This window comes from Kitasatospora sp. NPDC029312 (assembly GCF_055569215.1).
In genome coordinates, this window is sequence record NZ_JBVHXY010000030.1 from 1 (window position 1) to 16,798 (window position 16,798).

The following is a 16,798-nucleotide window of genomic DNA, read 5'->3' on the forward strand; positions in this document are numbered from 1 at the left end:
CCCCCCCCCCCCCCCCCCCCCCCCCCCCCCCCCCCCCCCCCCCCCCCCCCCCCCCCCCCCCCCCCCCCCCCCCCCCCCCCCCCCCCCCCCCCGCTACGACTCGTCCGGCACCTCCACGATCAGCAGCGTCCCCCGGCTCCCGGCCCGCACCGAGTGCCGCATGCCCGCCGCAACGTGGCACAACTCGCCGGCGCGGACCGTCGATGCCTCGCCCGCCAACTCCAGTTCGAGGCGCCCCTCGGCGACGAACAGCACCTCCGCCGTCCCGTGGACCTCCGGAGCCAGCTCCCGGCCGTCCATCCGCAGCACCTTCACGGCTGCCGTCCCGACCCGCCCCAGCATGACCGACTGCCAGGCGCGGGATAGTTCAGCCGCGTACTCGTTCACGTCCACCAAGCTCATGACCTGGGACGCTATCCGGCCTCGTCCGCTCATTGGTTGACCGGAGGGTAAAACCTGCCGGGATCGCCGTCACCCGTCCTGATCCGCCAGCACCTCGGCAATCACATGTCGGGCGATGCCCGCCATCCGCCGGTTGGTGTCGCGGTAGTAGTCCAGCTCCATCAGGGCGACGGACAGGGCCCAGCCCCTCCCCCGCGCCCAGGCGGCGGGGTCGGCGCCGACCGCCGCACGGAAGGTGTCGCGGGCGGCGGCCTCGAGCACGTACCAAGCCGGGATGAGGTCCACCGCCGGGTCACCGAGGCCCGCGCAGCCGAAGTCGATGACGGCGCTGAGCCGGCCCGAGCCGTCGACCAGGAGGTTGCCGGGCTGGAGGTCCGCATGGATCCAGACCGGCGGCCCGGGGTGGGCCGGGACGCGAAGTGACGCCTCCCAGAGCGAGGTTGCCACCTCCGCATCCATCGCATGCGCCAGTGCCCCGATCGCACGCCGGACGGCGCCGTGCCTGTCCGCCAGCGACTCGCTGCGGTACGACGCCGGGCCGCCGGCCGGGTCGATCCGGCGCAGGGCGGTGATGAAGGACGCCAAGTCCGCCGCCAGCGCGTCGGATCCGCTGCCGGCGGCCGGGTTGGTGCCGTCCAGCCAGCGGAGGACGGACCAGGGCCAGGGGCAGCCGTCGACCGGCGCGCCCAGGCCGACGGGTGCGGGTACGGCGACGGGCAGTTCGGGTGCCAGCCGACCCAGCCAGGCGTGTTCCTTCTCGATGTCCTCGGCCGCGCCCGGGATGCGCGGGATCCGTACGACCAGGTCCGTGCCCAGCCGGTACATGGCGTTGCTGGTGCCGGCCGCATCCACCGGCTCCACTCTCCGCGCGGCCCACTGCGGGAACCGCTCGGCCACCATCCGGCGGACCAGCGCCTCGTCGATGTCGAGTTCGTTCGCATGCATGGTGGGAGAAGCCGACATGGGGCCCGACCCTGCCAGCACCGGCCGTACCCGGCAAGCGGATTACCAGGGCACCACCTGGCCCAGGTGGTCGACGAAGTGGAGGCCGGACTTTCCCCGGTGCCGCTCGATCGTGTCCGCCACGCCGGGGACGCTCTCCTCGACGCTGAGTTCGGCCTCGAACCCGCCGAGTTCGGTGCGGACCCAGCCCGGGTCCATCAGCAGCAGCGTCCGCCGGTCGTCCGCCCAGCGGGCGGCGTAGCAGCGCATCAGCTGGTTCAGCGCCGACTTGCTGGCCCGGTACAGGTCCTGGCCGCCGCCGGTGTTGCGGCTGATGCTCCCCTGTCGGAGGACATCACGCCGATGGTTCCGCTCGGTGCGACGAGCGGGCCGAGCCACTCCACGACGCGCATCGCGCTGAGCGCGTTGGTCACCATCACCTCGGTGAACATGTCCGTCGCGACCTCGCCGATCGGCAGGTCGCCCCGGGTGATGGCGGCGTTGACGAAGAGCAGGTCGAGGGGGGTGCGGTGGGAGAGCCGGTCGCGCAGGGCGGTGATCTGCTGCGGGTCGGTCATCTCCAGCGCCTCGACGGCCAGCCGCCCGCCGGAGGAGTCGGCCAGGTCGTGCAGGCCGGTGCGGCGGCTGCCGCGTACGGTGCCGATGACGTCCCAGTCGCGGCGGAGGAGTTCGGCTGCGAGGCCGAGGCCGAGGGTGCGGGAGGCGCCGATGACCAGCGCGGTGCTGCGGGCGGCATCGCGGGCGGCATCGCGGCCGGTGCTACGGGTGGTGTCGGTCATGCGGCCAGTCTTCGAGGGAGCCGCCCGGGGCGTCCAATACTCTCCCGCGCCCGTTGATACCGTGCGGGCATGGATCTGGACCTGCGCAAGCTCCGTTACTTCGTCGCGGTGGCCGAGCACGGCCGGTTCGGCCGCGCGGCGGAGGCGCTGTTCATCGCCCAGCCGGTGCTCAGCCGGCAGATCCAGGCGCTCGAACGCGAGTTGGGCTGCGCCCTGTTCACCCGGACCACGCGCAGCGTCGAACTGACCGCCGCCGGGCAGAAGTTGTACGAGGAGGCCCAGCGGATCACCGCGACCGTGGACGCCGCCCTCCAGCGCGTGTGGGACGCCGCGCGGGGCGAACAGCGGCTGGTCGTGGCGTTCTCCCCCGGCCTGCACGTGTCGGAGGCGATCCGGGCGTTCACGGCGCGCCGCCCGGAGGTCGGGATCGACGTGCTCCCGCTGCGCTGGTGGGAGCAGGACGCACCGCTGCGCGACGGCCGGGCGCACGTCGGCTTCCTGCGGCGCCCCTTCGACGCCACCGGGCTGCACACCGTGCCGATCGGGCGGGACACGAAGGTCGCGTGCCTGCCCGTGACGCACCCGCTGGCCGGCCGTCGCAGCCTCACCTCGGCCGATCTCGACGGTGAGCCGGTCCTCGACTCCCGGACTCGCCGTACTTCCTCCCTGGAGGAGAAGTTCGAGCTGGTCGCCTCCGGGCAGGGCATCGCGCTGGTGCCGGTCAGCATCGCGGGCTCGTACTCCCGCCCCGACCTCGTCTATCTGCCGGTCACCGACTCCCGGCCCGTGGAGACCTGCCTGGCGGTGCCGGAGGGCGCCGACCGAGCGGGTGTCGTACGGGACTTCCTCGACACCGCCGTCGCCACCCTCCGCCCGCTCAATGCCTGACCGCGAGGCGCTGGCTGCTCGGCCCTGACCGTTCAGCGCCTGACCGCGAGGTCCTGGCTCCCCACCACCTTGAGCAACCGCAGCGCCGAGTGCGAGGGGCTGCCGGGCGCGGCGGTGTAGAAGATCGTCCACTGGTCGCGGTGCGGGTCGTGCAGCGCCTCGCAGTCGAGGTCGAGCGGGCCGACCACGGGGTGGTTGATGCGTTTGCGGGTGGAGCGGCGCACCTCGACGTCCTGCCGGGCCCACAGCGCCCGGAACTCCTCACTGCCCGCGAGCAGCCGGTCGACCAGTCGGCGGATCCCGCTGTCCGCGGGGTAGCGGGCGGCGGCGGAGCGCAGGTCGGCGACCGCGCGGCGGGCGGCCTGTGCCTGGCCGATGGGGTCGTGGCGGGCGCGGGTGTCCGGGTCGGTGAAGAGGCGCCAGATGATGTTCCGCTCGCCGGGCGGCAGGGCGGAGAAGTCGCCGAGCAGCGCGGCCGCCATGGCGTTCCAGGCGAGTACGTCGCGGGCGGCGCTGCAGACCATGGCCGGGGTGTCGTCCAGCCGGTCGAGCAGGTGCAGGATGCCGGGCCGGACGTCCCGGGGGACGTCGCTCGGGGGAAGTGGCGGCTCGCCGACGAGGTGGTGCAGGTGGGCGGTCTCGTCCTCGGACAGCCGCAGGGCCCGGCTGATCGCGCCGATCATCTGACGGGACGGGCGCGGCCCTCGGCCCTGTTCGAGCCGGATGTAGTACTCCACCGACATGCCCGCGAGCTGCGCGACCTCCTGGCGGCGCAGGCCAGGGGTGCGGCGCCTGCCGCCGGCCGGCAGGCCGACGTCGGAGGGCTGGATGCGGGCGCGCCAGCGCCGCAGGAAGGCGGCCAGCTCCGCCCGGTCCACGTGTTCCACGCCTCCAGTCTGGCCCGGCCGGCGCGCGGCGACCATGGGACCGCCGGTACCACCCTCGACGGTGCTCTCCCGCCCGGCGCCCGGCCCGGCCACGGTGGAGCCATGACCACCACAGCGCAGAACCGCATCGTCCTGATCACCGGCGCCAACAAGGGCATCGGCCTGGCCACCGCCCGGGAGCTCGCCCGCGCCGGGCACACCGTACTGATCGGCGCCCGCGACCCGGAGCGCGGCGCCGCGGCCGCCGCCGAACTCACCGCCGAGGGCCTGGACGCCCGCTTCGTCCGCCTGGACGTGACCGACCCGGCCACCATCGCCGCCGCGGCCGAGCTGATCGCCGCCGAGTACGGCCGGCTCGACACCCTGGTCAACAACGCGGGCGTCGCCCGGGACTGGCAGCGCGCCCCGGAGGAGCTGCCGGTCGAGGCGATGCGCGAGACCTACGAGACCAACGTGTTCGGCGTCGTCGCCGTCACCAACGCCATGCTGCCGCTGCTGCACAAGTCCCCCGCCGGGCTGATCGGCAACGTCTCCAGCGGCCTCGGCAGCTTCTCCTTCCTGGCCGACCCGGACAGCCCGGTCTGGGAACACGCGACGCTGCTCGCCTACAACTCCTCCAAGGCCGCGCTGAACGCCGTCACCCTGGTGTACGCCCGGGCGCTGCGCGCCTCCGGCATCAAGGTCAGCTCGCTGGAGCCGGGGTACTGCGCGACCGACCTCAACCACCACAGCGGCCCGGCGACGTCGGAGGAGGGCGGCCGCAGCATCGCCCGCCAGCTCGGCGAGGCCGCGGCCGGGGCGACCGGCCGGTTCTTCCACCCGGAGGGCGGCAGCTACCCCTGGTGAGCCGCCAGGAGCCCGGGCAGTTCGCGCATGGAGTCGAAGACGACCGTGCCCGGCCCGGCCAGCCGCTCCGCCGCCGTGACGCCGCCCGCGTAGCCGAGCGCGCGCATCCCGGCGGCGCGGGCGGCCCGCACGCCCGGCTCGCTGTCCTCGACGACGACGCAGGCGGCCGGGTCGACGCCGATGGTCCGCGCGGCGTGCAGGAAGAGGTCGGGCGCGGGCTTGCCGCGCCCGACCTCGGTGGCACTGAAGATCCGGCCTTCGAACCGCCCGTAGAGCCCGGTCCGGCCCAGGGTGTGGCGCATCTTCTCGTGGGTGCCGCTGGACGCCACGCAGGTGGGCAGCGCGATCGCGTCCAGCGCCTCCGGCAGGCCGTCCACCGGCGCCAACTCCGCGTCGACCGCCTCGGCGTGGAGTTCGCGGAACCGCTTGCCCCACACCGCCGCCACCTCCACCCCGAGCCGCTCGGCGACCAGCGCGTTGTTGGCCGCCTCCGACCGCCCGACGAACCGCTCGATCGCCTCGGCCTCGCTCAGCGGCCAGCCGTACTCCGCCCCGAGCCGCACCAGCACCCGGACGGCGATCACCTCGCTGTCCACCAGCACGCCGTCGCAGTCGAATATCACCAGCTCTATCGGCTTGATCATCGAGCCAGCATAGGGCGCGCCGCCCCCGTCACCGGTCCGAGCGAGCGCCCGGCGGGTGGAGCCGCCGGGCGCTCAAGGGGCGGGTGCGGGGTCAGCCGGTCTGGATGGAGGTGTCGTCGATCACGAAGCTGGTCTGCAGCGAGGAGTCCTCGACGCCGTTGAACTTCAGGGTGACCGTCTGGCCCGCGTAGGCCGACAGGTCGAAGGTCCGCTGCTGGTAGCCGGCCGCGGCGTCCGCGTTGGAGTAGGTCTTCAGCGCGGTGCCGTTGACCGACACGGTCAGCTTGTCGTACGCCGTGGTCCCCGTCTCGGCGGTGTCGATGTGCAGCCAGAAGCTCAGCGTCGCCTTGCAGCCCGCCGGGATCGCCACCGTCTGGGACAGCGAGTCGGTGTGGGCACTGCCGTACCCGTTCAGCCACGCCTTCCAGCTGCCACCGTGCGCCGCCTGCGAGGAACTGTTGTCCACCACGCCCGAACTGGCCGTCCACGGCGCCGCCGTGCCCGTCTCGAAGCCCTGGTTGCCCAGCAGCTGCGCCGGGGTGCAGGTACCACCGCCACCACCGGTGACCGTCCAGGTGAAGCTGGTCGAACCGGACTTGCCCGCCGAGTCCTTCACCGTGACCGTCACGTTCGAGCTGCCCGCGGCGGTCGGGGAGCCGGTGATCAGACCGGTGGTGGAGTCGATCGACAGCCCGGCGGGCAGTCCGCTCGCGCTGTACGACAGCGGGGCGGTGCCACCCGAGGCGCTGATCTGCAGTCGCACCGAGCCGCCCACCGCGGTGGACTGGTCACCGGGGCTGCCGACCGTCACGGAGCCGGTACCGCCCGGCTTGGTGAGCAGGCAGCCGGGGACGGTGAGGTCGACGGCGCGGGCGGAGTTCAGGCAGGTGGTGAACCAGTAGGTCTCCTCGCCGTAGCTCTGGCCCTTGGTGACGGTGGTGGTGCCGTCGGCGGCGACCTCGCAGGGGTTGTTGAGGGTGCACATGGCGCCGTCATCGTTGCCGGTGTTGTTGATGCCGATGATCCGCCCGCTCGCGGAGTCGATGATCGGCGAACCGGAGGTGCCGTGGGTGGTGTTGCAGCCGGAGTTGTAGCGCAGCGAGTCGTGCCAGGTCCACTGGTCCTCGCGCAGGGTCGGCACGAACCCGTTGACGGAGCAGTTCCAGACCTGCTTCCAGTAGGAGGACGGGATGTACATCGCGGCGCCGTCGGCCGGGTGGGTGTCGCTGACGGTCAGCGCGGTCACGCCGTACTTGGAGCTGAGCGACCCGAAGGTGTCGGTGAGGCGGTAGAGCGCGACGTCGGTGCCGGTCATGGTGGCGTAGATCACCTGGTCGGCGCGGACGGTGCCGAGGGTGGTGCCCGCACCGTCCAGCAGCGTGCCGCTGCGGCTGGCGCTCACGTTCTGGATGACCTCGCCGGCCGAGGGCATGGTGGGCAGGCAGTGCCCGTTGGTGAGCATCATCGCCCGGTCGCCGTCCACCGAAGCGGGGAACCGGACCAGCGAGGCCGAGCAGTCGTCCAGGGCGATCGTCGATGTCAGATCGGCCGCCCGGACGGCGTGCGCGGGGGCGGCCGCCAGCACCAGCCCGCTCGCGACGACGGCACCCGTACCGGCCATCGCGACAAGTCTCTTGAACATGGCTCTCCTTGTGGGGGATCGCGGGGTGTACGACTGGTCGCCGAGGCCCGCGCCGCACGAAGGTGCCATGGCCACCTCAAAGGGTCAACCATTCCGGCCGAACTCGCCACCGGCTATCCGGTGTTGTGACATCGTCCGGCAACTTCCCGTCCCGGTATGCCCGTTACGGGCGGACCCGGCGGCACTACCCGGCGCCGGCCGTGCCCGCCGCAGCTGCCGACCGCCCGCCACGCCCGCAGCCCGCAGCCCGCCGTACCGGCCGGCGGACGACCACCGACGGGGGCCCTCCGGGCCTGCGACCGGGGTCAACTACGATCGGGCCCGTGCTCAGTCTCACCGGCCTCCCCCTGCAGATCGCCGCCTCCGTCATCGCGATCCTCGTCTTCGCCGCCACCATGTGGCTCTGGCCGCGGTTCGGCGGGAAGGGCTGGAAGGCCTGGCTGGGCCGGATCGGGACGTTCCTGGCCACCCAGGTGTCGGTACTGGCCGCGATGGGCCTGATCGCCAACAGCTACTTCGGGTTCTACAGCTCCTGGACGGACCTGCTCGGCACCAGCGGCGGGCTGGGCACGGTCGTGGACCACTCGCCCAACGCCGCCGGCGTGGCCGTCACCGGCCAGCAGAGCTTCTACTCGGCGCAGGGCTCGGAGCCCGAGCGCTCCGGGCTGATCCAGAAGGTCGACGTCAAAGGAGCAGGCAGCGGCCTGACCACCGAGGCGTACGTCTACCTGCCGCCGCAGTACTTCCAGCCGGACTACGCCAAGCAGCGCTTCCCGATGGCCCTGGTGCTCACCGGCTACCCGGGCACGCCGGAGAAGCTGATCTCGCTGATGCAGTACCCGGCCTCCACCCTCGACGCGATCGAGCGGAAGAAGCTGCCGCCCACGATCCTGGTGATGACCCGCCCCACCCTCGTCGGCGACCGGGACACCGAGTGCGTGGACGTGCCGAACGGCCCGCAGGCGGAGACCTTCTTCACCACCGACCTGCCCAAGGCCCTGGCGACCGCCTACCGGATCGGCACCGACCCGGCCAACCGGGCCGTGATCGGCAACTCCACCGGCGGCTACTGCGCGCTCAAGTTCGCGCTGCGCAAGCCCGACTCCTACCCCTCGGCGATCGCCCTGTCCGGCTACTACAGCGCGGCCCACGACCCGACCACCGGCGACCTGTTCGGCGGCAGCGACAAGCTGAAGCAGGAGAACGATCTGCTGTGGCGGCTGAAGAACCAGCCGCCCGTCCCGGTCAACCTGCTGCTGACCACCGCCAACGACGAGAACAACTACGCCGAGACCCAGGCCATGGTCGGCGCCTTCAAGGCGCCCACGAAGATGTCCACCATCACCCTGGACACCGCCGGCCACAACTTCCACACCTGGACCCGGGAGATCCCCCCGGCCCTGGAGTGGCTGGGCCGGCACCTCACCATGCCGCCCGCAGCGTGACCACCGCGTGACCGCCGCGTGAGCGCCGGATGAGCGCAGAGTGAGGACCGTCCGAGGGCCACGCCCGTCCGGGTGAAACCGGACAGATCCCACGTGTCTCACAGCCCCGTCTCACGGTTCTCTCAGCCGCGCCACGCACGGTATGGCGCATGACCACGAGCAGCTACTCCCCTCCAGCCGGCGACCCGTGGCCCGAGGCCGCGAACTACCCGCCACCGGAGGTGCCGCAGCCGCGCGCCGACCGGCCGGACCCGGCCCCGCTCTTCCCCGAGCAGCCCCTGCCGCCCGCCGGCCCCAAGGGCACCGCCTCCTGGTCCGGACGGCTGCGCACCCTCCCGGCCCGCGCCTGGCGCGGCCGCCCGGACGACCCGCGCTGGGTGCGCCCGGCCCTCCTGGCACTGCTGGCCGCGACCGCCGTCCTCTACCTGTGGGGCCTGGGCGCCTCCGGGTGGGCCAACGCCTTCTACTCGGCCGCCGTCCAGGCCGGCAGCCAGAGCTGGAAGGCCTTCTTCTTCGGCTCCTCCGACGCCGCCAACTTCATCACCGTCGACAAGCCCCCGGCGTCGCTGTGGCCGATGGCGCTGTCGGCCCGGCTCTTCGGCCTCTCCTCCTGGTCGATCCTCGCCCCGCAGGCGCTGATGGGCGCCGCCACCGTCGGCGTGCTGTACGCGACGGTGCGCCGCCGCTTCTCCCCGCTCGGCGGCCTGCTGGCCGGCGCCGCGCTGGCGCTGACCCCGGTCGCCGCGCTGATGTTCCGCTTCAACAACCCGGACGCGCTCCTGGTGCTGCTGCTCACCCTGTCCGCGTACGGGCTGGTGCGGGCGATCGAGACGGCGAGCACCCGGTGGCTGCTGTTCACCGGGGTGATGTTCGGGTTCGCCTTCCTCACCAAGACCCTGGCGGCGTTCCTGATCCTGCCCGCCTTCGCGGTGATCTACCTGGTCGTGGCGCCCACCGGCTTCTGGCGGCGGGTCAGGCAGACCCTGCTCGCGGGCGTGGCGCTCGTCGTCTCCGGCGGCTGGTGGGTGGCGATCGTCGAGCTGCTGCCCACCTCGGCCCGCCCGTACGTCGGCGGCTCGCAGGACAACGACTTCCTGTCGCTCACCTTCGGCTACAACGGCCTGGGCCGGGTCGACGGCAACGAGCGCGGCAGCGTGGGCGGCGGCGGGCGCTCCTTCGCCGGAGCCAACCTGCCCGCGGGGCTCGACCTGCCGGGCGGGGCGATGCGGGGCGGCGGCCGCGGCTGGGGCCAGACCGGCATCACCCGCCTGTTCGGCTCGGACATCGGCGGGCAGATCGCCTGGCTGCTGCCGGCCGCGCTGATCCTGCTGGTGGTCGGCCTCTGGGCGACCCGCCGCTACGCCCGGCCGGACACCGCCCGCGCGGCCTTCCTGGTCTGGGGCGGCTGGCTGGTCTCCACCGCGCTGATCTTCAGCTTCATGTCCGGGATCTTCCACCAGTACTACACGGTGGCGCTCGCCCCGGCGGTCGCGGCGCTGGTCGGCATGGGTGCGGACGGGCTGTGGCGGGCCCGGCACCGGCTGCCGTACGCGCTGCTGCTGGCGGGCGTGCTCGCGGTGACGGCGGGATGGGCGTTCGTCCTGCTCGGGCGCAGCTCCGACTTCCTGCCGTGGCTGCGCTGGGCGGTGCTGGCGGGCGGCCTGGCCGCGGCGGTGGCGCTGGTGGCCGGGCAGTTCGCCGGGCGGGTGTCCGGACGGACGGGTGCCCGGATCGCCTCGGTGGCGGGCCTGGTGGGCCTGGCGGCGGCGCTCGGCGGTCCGGCGGCGTACGCGGTGGACACGGTGGACACCGCGCACAACGGCTCGATCATCACCGCCGGGCCCGCGGTGAAGGGCGCCTTCGGGCCGGGCGGCGGCGGGCGCAAGGGCGGCCAGGGCTTCCCGGGCAACGGCCGGATGTTCGGCCAGGGCGGTCAGGGCGGTCAGGGTGCCCCGGGCGGTCAGGGCGGCTTCGGCGGCCAGGGCACGCGCGGGCGGGGCGGCTTCCCCGGTGGCTTCCCCGACTTCCCCGGCGCGCAGGACCCGGAGGGCACGGGCGGCGCTCTCGGCGCTCCCGGCGGCCCCTCCGGCGGCCCGGGCGGGGGCATGGGCGGGGGCATGGGCGGTCTGCTCGGCGGCACCAAGGTCAGCGACGACGCCGCGGCCCTGCTCTCCCAGGACGCCGACCACTACACCTGGGCGGCCGCCACCACCGGCTCGCAGAACGCCGCCAGCTACCAACTGGCCACCGGCCAGCCGGTGATGGCGCTCGGCGGCTTCAACGGGACGGACCCCTCGCTCAGCCTGGCCGGTTTCCAGAAGTACGTCCAGGAGGGCAAGGTGCACTGGTTCATCGGCGGCGGCTCCCACCGCGGCTTCGGTGCCGGTGCCGGTACCGGTTCCGGTGAGGGCGACGAGGGCGGCCAGGAGACCGAGTCCGCCCAGATCGAGGCCTGGGTGACCAGCCACTTCACCGCCAAGACGGTCGGCGGCGCGACCTTCTACGACCTGACGGCACCGACGTCCTGATCCCGACTCCCCCCGGGGGCGTACCGCGTTCGCGCGGTGCGCCCCCGTCCCGTTCCCGCTCAGTCGGAGGGGCAGCGGGCGCCGGCCGCCGGCATCCGGCCGTCCACCAGGAAGGCGGTCACGGCGTCGCGCACGCACCCGCTCTTGTCGTACGCGGTGTGCCCGTCGCCGTCCCGGGTGAGCAACACGGCGTGCGGCAGTCCGGCCGCCATCCGCTGCGCCCACGCGTAGGGGGTGACCGGGTCGCCGGTGGAGCCGACCACCAGGACCGGGGCGCTGCCGGGCGCAGTCACGGTGTGCGGCTGCTCGGACGAGCGGTACGGCCAGGGGCGGCAGTCCGGGAGGAACAGGGTGGCGCCGGGGTCGTGGCGGGTGGTCAGCGGCGCCTTGGCGGCGAGGTCGGCGACGGCCTCCTCCACCTCCCGCGGGCTGGGCGCCATCGGGGCGTCCGCGCAGTGGATGGCCGCGAAGGCGTCCGCCGCGGTGAGGTAACGCCCGTCCCCTGTACGGCCATTGGCGCCGTCGGCGAGCCCGAGCAGTTCGTCGGCGTCGCCGTGGGTGAGGGCCGGCTCCAGGGCGCCGCGCAGTCGCGGCCAGGAGCGGCTGCCGTCGCTCAGCGCGTCGAGGACGCCGGCCCAGCCGAGCGCGGCGGTGACGGTGCGGCCGTCGGAGGCGGGCCGTGGGTGGCCCTTGAGGCCGTCGAGGAAGTCGGCGAGCCGGTTCGGGGCGGTGGCCGGGTCGTCGCCGAGCGGGCACGGGTCGGCATCGGCGGCGCAGTCGGCGGCGAAGGCCCGGAACTCGGCCTCCGTGGCGACGGCCTGTTCGCCGTTGAGGTGCACCAGGTCGGTGCTGCGCTCGACGGCGCCGTCGAGGACGAGCCGACCGGTGCGGTCGGGGAACTCCTCGGCGTAGAGGGCGCCGAGGTAGGTGCCGTAGGACAGGCCGAGGAAGTCGAGCTTGCGCTCGCCGAGGGCGCCGCGCAGCACGTCCAGGTCGCGGGCGCTGTCGCGGGTGCCGAGGTGCGGGAGGAGGTCGGCGTACCGGGCCGCGCAGGCGTCGGCGAGGATCCGGCCGTGGTCGTAGGCCGGGTCGTCGGTGCTCGTCCACTCCTCGCGGGTGCGGTCGTCCAGACAGTGCACGGGGATGGTGTCGCCGGCGCCGCGCGGGTCGAAGCCGACCAGGTCGTAGCGGTCGTGCAGTTCGCCGTAGCCCCTCCAGCGCCCGCGGACCATGCCGACGCCGGAGCCGCCGGGGCCGCCGGGGTTGAGCAGCAGGGAGCCGATCCGCTCCCCGGGGTCGGCGGCGGGGACCCGGGCGACGGCGACGGCGACGGTGCGGCCGCCGGGGTCGGCGTAGTCCAGCGGGACCGTGAGGGTGGCGCACTGCACGACGGGGCCGTCCTGGTCGCCGTCGCCCTGGTCGGGGCAGGGCGCCCAGTCGATCCGCTGGTCGTAGAAGCCCGCCAGCGCCGGGGAGGTGCCGGCGGCGACCCGCTCGGCGAGCGGCGGGCGGCTCGCCGGGGCGGCCGGGGCGTGCCGGCCGGCCGGGCCACTGCAAGCGGCCGGGAGGGCGAGCAGGAGGGCGGCGAGCGCGGGCAGGGCGCGCCGCGGGATGCGGAGGGTCGTCGGGGCCACCGCCCACGAATACCACCCGCCCCGCGCCCGGGGCACACCGCACCCGGATCGCGCGGCCCGCGGGGGCCTGGTGGGTTCCTCCCGCGCTCCGGCGGTCGTGAACCACCGGTCGTCGACCACCGGTCGTCAAGCGCCGGTCGTCAAGGCCGGTCGTCAGCCGCCGATCGCGGACATCGGGCGCTCCGGCCGGACGAAGTCGGCGCTGTTGACGGCGTGTCCGGGGCCCTTGCCGGCCACCGACAGCCGCCAGGCCGCCTCGATCCGGTCGTCGTCCGCGCCGCCGCGCAGCAGGGCCCGCAGGTCCGACTCCTCGGTGGCGAACAGGCAGTTGCGCAACTGCCCGTCGGCGGTCAGCCGCACCCGGTCGCAGCCGCCGCAGAACGGGCGGGTGACGGAGGCGATCACCCCGACCACGGCCTCCGTGCCGGCGATCCGCCACTCCTCCGCCGGGGCGTTGCCGTGCCGCCCGACGGGCACCAGGTCGAAGCGCTCGCCGAGGCGCGCCAGGATCTCGTCCGCCGTCACCATCGTCTCCCGCTGCCAAGCGCCCTGGGCGTCCAGCGGCATGGACTCGATGAAGCGCATCCGGTAGCCGTGCCGGACGGCGAACTCGACCAGCGGGACGATCTCGTCCTCGTTGGCGCCGCGCACCGGCACCGCGTTGATCTTCACCGGGTCCAGTCCGGCGGCCTTCGCGGCGGCCAGCCCCGCGAACACGTCGTCGATCCGGTCCCGCCGGGTGAGCGCCGCGAATCGCTCCGGCCGCAGCGTGTCCAGGCTGACGTTGACCCGCCGCAGCCCGGCCTCCCGCAACGGGGCGGCGGTGCGGGCCAGGCCGATCCCGTTGGTCGTCAGCGACAACTCGACCCCCAGCGCCGCGAGCCGCCCGACCAGCCCCACCACGCCCCGCCGCAGCAGCGGCTCCCCGCCCGTCAGCCGCACCGAGCGCATCCCCAGCCGCTCGACGGCGATCCGCACCAGCCGCAGCACCTCGTCGTCGTCCAGCACCGAGTCCCGGGTGAGCCACTCCAGCCCCTCCGCCGGCATGCAGTAGGTGCAGCGCAGGTTGCAGCGGTCGGTCAGCGAGACCCGCAGATCGGTGTGGACCCGGCCGAAGCGGTCCACCAGCGGGCGCCGCGGCTCGGAGTGCGGTGCGGTGTTCATCGACCCAGTACAGAGCGCGGACGGCCGCGCGGCCAGCGGCCGAACCACCGGGGAGCGCCCACGACCTGCGCCTTCGCCTTGTGCGTTCGTACAACCCGGGGGGTGCTGCGCGGCCCCGTCCCGACCGGGCAGGCTGGGTGCATGCAGACCACAGCAGCCGCCGTCCCGGCCCTCGTCCTCGCCGCCGGGGGCGGGCGCCGGCTCGGCGGGCGGCCCAAGGCGCTGATCCGGTACGCGGGCCGGCCGTTGGTGGAGCACGCGGTGGCCACCGTACGGGCCGGCGGCTGCCCGGACGTCACGGTGGTGCTGGGCGCCGACGCCGAGCGGGTCCGCGCCACCGCGCACCTGCCGGGCTGCCGGCTGGTGGCCAACCCCGACTGGGCCGAGGGCATGGGCTCCTCGCTGCGCGCCGGACTGGCCGCGCTGCCGCCCGGCGCCCCGGCGGTGCTGGTGATGCTGGTGGACACCCCGGGCGTCACCCCGGCCGCCGTGGCCCGGCTGCTGGCCGCGCACCGGGCGGGCGCCGACCTGGCCGCGGCGGCCTACGGCGGGCGGCGCGGGCACCCGGTGCTGATCGGCGCCCGGCACGTCGCCGAAGCGGCCGCGGGGGCGCGCGGCGACGCCGGGGCCCGCGCCCTGCTGGCGGCGCACGCCGGGGAACTCGTCCTGGTCGAGTGCGCGGACGTGGCCGTCCCGGACGACCTGGACACCCCCGCCGACCTGGAACGCTGGTCCGCGCGCTGACCGTCCTCGGAACACCGTCGCGGGCCCATCGGAACGCGCTCGGGACGCCGGCGCACATCCTCCCTACGGTGGGTGTCGGGATCGCCCTCACCGGGCACCATCCCCTGATCCACCCCTGAGGATTGCCCCATTCCGCGCCCAGAACCGGGCGTTTCGGGGAGCATGGGAACCGCCCCACCTCCCCGACACCGACGGACGGAGCCCGCGATGGCCGGATTGCCCGACGACTTCACCGGACACGACCCCGCGCTGCCAGGGCCGGGGACAGGCGGTGGCGCCCGGGCGATCCGCTGCCCCGCCTGCCGCCGGGAGCACCTGTACGAGCCGCCCTCGCTGCCGTGCCCGTGCGGCGCCTCGCTGAAGGTGCCGCTGCTGCGCGGCGGGGTGCCGGTGCAGGTGCGGTTCCGCTCCTGGGAGGACTCCTGGCTGAGCATGCGCTGCCCGCACTGCGGCCGCTCCGACCAGTGGCCGCAGCCCGAGTTCACCTGCAACTGCGGCGCCACCGTCCGGCTCCCGGTGGACCGCACCACCCGGCTGGGCAGCGGCACGGCCGGCCCGCTCGCCACGCCCGGCCCGCTGGCCACCCCCGGCCCGCAGGCCTCCCGCCCGCACCCGGCGCACCCGATGAGCGCCCCGGCGCCCGCCCCGCCCGCACCGCCCGGCGGCTCGGCCGGGCGCGCCCGCCCGTTCCGCCACCGCGCGCCGTTCCGCCCCCACCCGGTGCGGACCTCGCAGGACGCGGTGTTCACCGCCGCCCGCTACCTGGAGTGGCTGGGCTTCGACGACCTGGAGCTGACGGAGGCCCAGGAGCGCGACGGCGTCACCCTGCTGGGCAGCCGGATGGTCGCCCAGGTGGACACCTGGACGGAGCCGGCCGACGTGAAGTCGGTCGAGTGCCTGTGGCTGCAGACCCTGCACGCCGAGGAGATGGCCGCCGCCATGTTCACCCTGGCCGGCTACTCGCACCAGGCCACCGTGCGCGGGGAGCAGCTGCTGGTCGCCCTGTTCAGCCTGGACCTGGCCGGCGTCCCGCAGCCCGCCAACGGCGCCGCCGAGGCCCTGATGGAGACCGGCTGGACGTCCTGACCGCGTACGGAACACCGCCGGGACGCCTGCGGGCCGGCCGGGGACCGTCTGCGGCCGCCCGCGGTCGCCCGCGAGCCGCCGACCTCGATCCACTAGATCATCCGCTCGGCAAAAGCAACAACCTCGGCTCGTGATCTGGTGCACAAGCTCACCCCCGTGTTGAATTGCCGCCACAGCGTGGACCTTCCGCCCTGCCGTCACCATGCGAACGGACCGTGGCGGCGGGCCTCAGGGCAGGTTCGCGCCCATGCCGGATGGCGCACACAAGGAGGTGGCGTTGTCGGAGCACGGATGGGGCCCGGACGATCCGTACGGGCGGGGGCGGGCGGCAGCGGGGGAACCGGGCGACACCGTGTGGCGGCTACGCTCCCGGGGTTGCTGGCAGGAGGCCGCCGAACTGCTGCGCCCGGGCGCCGAACACGACCCCACGGCCGCCCTCGCGCGCGCCGAACTCCTCATCGAACAGTGCCTGTTCACCGCCGCCCACTGGCCCCAGGCGGAACAGGCATTACGACTGGCCGAGGCCCTCGCGCAGGGCACCGAGCAGCGCGCGGCCGCCGCCTGCGCCCGCGGCTTCCTGGCGTACCTGGCGAGCGTGCTCGGCCCGCGCGACCGGCTGGACGAGGCACAGGCCGCGCTCGGCCGCACCTCGGCGCTGCTGCCGCCGGACGCACCGGGCCGCCCGCTGCTGGACTTCCGGCGCGGGCTGGTCGCCGAGAACCTGCTGCGCGACCGCGGCGCCGCCTGGATCGCCTACCGCCGGGCGCACGAGGGTGCCGGGGAGCGCGGGGACGAACTGCTGCGCTCCTACACCTGGCGGCACCTGGCGGCGCTGGCGCTCTCGCGCGGGGAGCGCGGGAACGCCCGGGAGGGGTTCGACGCTTCCCTGCGGCTGCGCGAGCAACTCGGCTTCACGGTGGGGGTGGCGCCGGCGCTCGCGGCGCTCGCCGAGGTGTCCGAGCCGGCCGAGGCCGCCCGGCTGCGAGCGGAGGCCACCCGACTGGTGCACGCCCTGGGCGGGGTGCCGGTCTGGCTCGCGCGCCAGCTGGGCACCGTCCCTGGCGCCGCGCCCGCTCCGGAGGCTCCTCCGGACGGGCGCATCACCGACGAGACCCGGGGGGTGATCAGCTAAGGTGAGGCTAACCT

The 16,798-nt window shown here is 74.6% G+C and carries 13 protein-coding genes and 3 pseudogenes; 7 read left to right on the forward strand and 9 right to left on the reverse strand.

Translation table 11 applies throughout. The features are described from left to right. Window positions 1-93: 93 nt before the first annotated feature. The 3 genes and pseudogenes from ACZ4WV_RS23425 to ACZ4WV_RS23435 form a co-directional block, all read right to left on the reverse strand. Complete coding sequence (locus ACZ4WV_RS23425; protein ID WP_465749737.1) at window positions 94-402, reverse strand: cupin domain-containing protein; 309 nt, start codon at window positions 400-402, stop codon at window positions 94-96. A 69-nt stretch (window positions 403-471) separates the two neighbouring features. Further along, complete coding sequence (locus ACZ4WV_RS23430) at window positions 472-1,347, reverse strand: aminoglycoside phosphotransferase family protein (RefSeq protein ID WP_465749739.1); 876 nt, start codon at window positions 1,345-1,347, stop codon at window positions 472-474. 60 nt (window positions 1,348-1,407) lie between these two features. Continuing rightward, window positions 1,408-2,144: pseudogene (locus tag ACZ4WV_RS23435) on the reverse strand (SDR family NAD(P)-dependent oxidoreductase). A 69-nt stretch (window positions 2,145-2,213) separates the two neighbouring features. Between ACZ4WV_RS23435 and ACZ4WV_RS23440 the strand changes: the two are divergent. Beyond that, window positions 2,214-3,032 (forward strand): LysR family transcriptional regulator, encoded by an 819-nt coding sequence (locus tag ACZ4WV_RS23440; RefSeq protein WP_465749741.1) that lies wholly within the window; start codon window positions 2,214-2,216, stop codon window positions 3,030-3,032. A gap of 32 nt (window positions 3,033-3,064) precedes the next feature. On the opposite strand, the gene ACZ4WV_RS23445 is transcribed toward ACZ4WV_RS23440, so the two are convergent. Beyond that, window positions 3,065-3,919 carry a helix-turn-helix transcriptional regulator gene (locus ACZ4WV_RS23445; protein ID WP_465749743.1) on the reverse strand — a complete coding sequence of 285 codons (855 nt, stop codon included), beginning with the start codon at window positions 3,917-3,919 and terminating at the stop codon, window positions 3,065-3,067. Window positions 3,920-4,021: 102 nt separating this feature from the next. On the opposite strand from ACZ4WV_RS23445, the gene ACZ4WV_RS23450 reads away from it, so the two are divergent. Then, window positions 4,022-4,765, forward strand: coding sequence for an SDR family oxidoreductase (locus tag ACZ4WV_RS23450; RefSeq protein ID WP_465749745.1), 744 nt, complete (start codon window positions 4,022-4,024; stop codon window positions 4,763-4,765). On the opposite strand, the gene ACZ4WV_RS23455 is transcribed toward ACZ4WV_RS23450, so the two are convergent. From ACZ4WV_RS23455 to ACZ4WV_RS23465, 3 genes and pseudogenes are all read right to left on the reverse strand, one after another. Beyond that, on the reverse strand, window positions 4,753-5,409 hold the full coding sequence (locus ACZ4WV_RS23455; protein WP_465749747.1) for an HAD family hydrolase: 657 nt from the start codon (window positions 5,407-5,409) through the stop codon (window positions 4,753-4,755). The two genes, ACZ4WV_RS23450 and ACZ4WV_RS23455, sit on opposite strands and share 13 nt — an antisense overlap. 91 nt (window positions 5,410-5,500) lie before the next feature. After that, window positions 5,501-6,235: pseudogene (locus tag ACZ4WV_RS23460) on the reverse strand (Ig domain-containing protein); the annotation flags it as partial. Window positions 6,236-6,433: 198 nt separating this feature from the next. Then, a pseudogene (locus ACZ4WV_RS23465) lies at window positions 6,434-7,120 on the reverse strand (trypsin-like peptidase domain-containing protein); the annotation flags it as partial. A gap of 254 nt (window positions 7,121-7,374) precedes the next feature. On the opposite strand from ACZ4WV_RS23465, the gene ACZ4WV_RS23470 reads away from it, so the two are divergent. Further along, complete coding sequence (locus tag ACZ4WV_RS23470) at window positions 7,375-8,496, forward strand: alpha/beta hydrolase (RefSeq protein WP_465749749.1); 1,122 nt, start codon at window positions 7,375-7,377, stop codon at window positions 8,494-8,496. A 149-nt stretch (window positions 8,497-8,645) separates the two neighbouring features. Continuing rightward, on the forward strand, window positions 8,646-11,024 hold the full coding sequence (locus ACZ4WV_RS23475; protein WP_465749751.1) for a glycosyltransferase family 39 protein: 2,379 nt from the start codon (window positions 8,646-8,648) through the stop codon (window positions 11,022-11,024). A 59-nt stretch (window positions 11,025-11,083) separates the two neighbouring features. Here the strand turns inward: ACZ4WV_RS23475 and ACZ4WV_RS23480 are convergent, their stop codons facing one another. Beyond that, the gene (locus ACZ4WV_RS23480; protein ID WP_465749753.1) at window positions 11,084-12,658 is read right to left on the reverse strand and encodes an alpha/beta hydrolase; all 1,575 of its coding nucleotides are present in this window, start codon (window positions 12,656-12,658) and stop codon (window positions 11,084-11,086) included. A gap of 153 nt (window positions 12,659-12,811) precedes the next feature. Then, window positions 12,812-13,822 (reverse strand): GTP 3',8-cyclase MoaA, encoded by a 1,011-nt coding sequence (moaA, locus tag ACZ4WV_RS23485; RefSeq protein ID WP_465749755.1) that lies wholly within the window; start codon window positions 13,820-13,822, stop codon window positions 12,812-12,814. A gap of 141 nt (window positions 13,823-13,963) precedes the next feature. Here moaA and ACZ4WV_RS23490 point away from each other — a divergent pair, with 141 nt between their 5' ends. The 3 genes from ACZ4WV_RS23490 (at window position 13,964) to ACZ4WV_RS23500 (ending at window position 16,784) form a co-directional block, all read left to right on the forward strand. Continuing rightward, on the forward strand, window positions 13,964-14,566 hold the full coding sequence (locus tag ACZ4WV_RS23490; protein ID WP_465749760.1) for a nucleotidyltransferase family protein: 603 nt from the start codon (window positions 13,964-13,966) through the stop codon (window positions 14,564-14,566). Between the two features lie 207 nt (window positions 14,567-14,773). Continuing rightward, window positions 14,774-15,652, forward strand: coding sequence for a hypothetical protein (locus ACZ4WV_RS23495; protein WP_465749762.1), 879 nt, complete (start codon window positions 14,774-14,776; stop codon window positions 15,650-15,652). Window positions 15,653-15,899: 247 nt separating this feature from the next. Further along, window positions 15,900-16,784 (forward strand): hypothetical protein, encoded by an 885-nt coding sequence (locus ACZ4WV_RS23500; protein WP_465749764.1) that lies wholly within the window; start codon window positions 15,900-15,902, stop codon window positions 16,782-16,784. The last annotated feature ends 14 nt before the right edge of the window (window positions 16,785-16,798 follow it).

What these genes read in the sequence shown, in the direction of transcription:
- ACZ4WV_RS23450 (WP_465749745.1), top strand. Translation starts at nt 4,022, where the DNA reads ATGACCACCACAGCGCAGAACCGCATCGTCCTGATCACCGGCGCCAAC.
- ACZ4WV_RS23425 (WP_465749737.1), bottom strand. Translation starts at nt 402, where the DNA reads ATGAGCTTGGTGGACGTGAACGAGTACGCGGCTGAACTATCCCGCGCC.
- ACZ4WV_RS23475 (WP_465749751.1), top strand. Translation starts at nt 8,646, where the DNA reads ATGACCACGAGCAGCTACTCCCCTCCAGCCGGCGACCCGTGGCCCGAG.
- ACZ4WV_RS23440 (WP_465749741.1), top strand. Translation starts at nt 2,214, where the DNA reads ATGGATCTGGACCTGCGCAAGCTCCGTTACTTCGTCGCGGTGGCCGAG.
- ACZ4WV_RS23495 (WP_465749762.1), top strand. Translation starts at nt 14,774, where the DNA reads ATGGCCGGATTGCCCGACGACTTCACCGGACACGACCCCGCGCTGCCA.
- ACZ4WV_RS23490 (WP_465749760.1), top strand. Translation starts at nt 13,964, where the DNA reads ATGCAGACCACAGCAGCCGCCGTCCCGGCCCTCGTCCTCGCCGCCGGG.
- ACZ4WV_RS23455 (WP_465749747.1), bottom strand. Translation starts at nt 5,409, where the DNA reads ATGATCAAGCCGATAGAGCTGGTGATATTCGACTGCGACGGCGTGCTG.
- moaA (WP_465749755.1), bottom strand. Translation starts at nt 13,822, where the DNA reads ATGAACACCGCACCGCACTCCGAGCCGCGGCGCCCGCTGGTGGACCGC.
- ACZ4WV_RS23430 (WP_465749739.1), bottom strand. Translation starts at nt 1,347, where the DNA reads ATGCATGCGAACGAACTCGACATCGACGAGGCGCTGGTCCGCCGGATG.
- ACZ4WV_RS23500 (WP_465749764.1), top strand. Translation starts at nt 15,900, where the DNA reads ATGCCGGATGGCGCACACAAGGAGGTGGCGTTGTCGGAGCACGGATGG.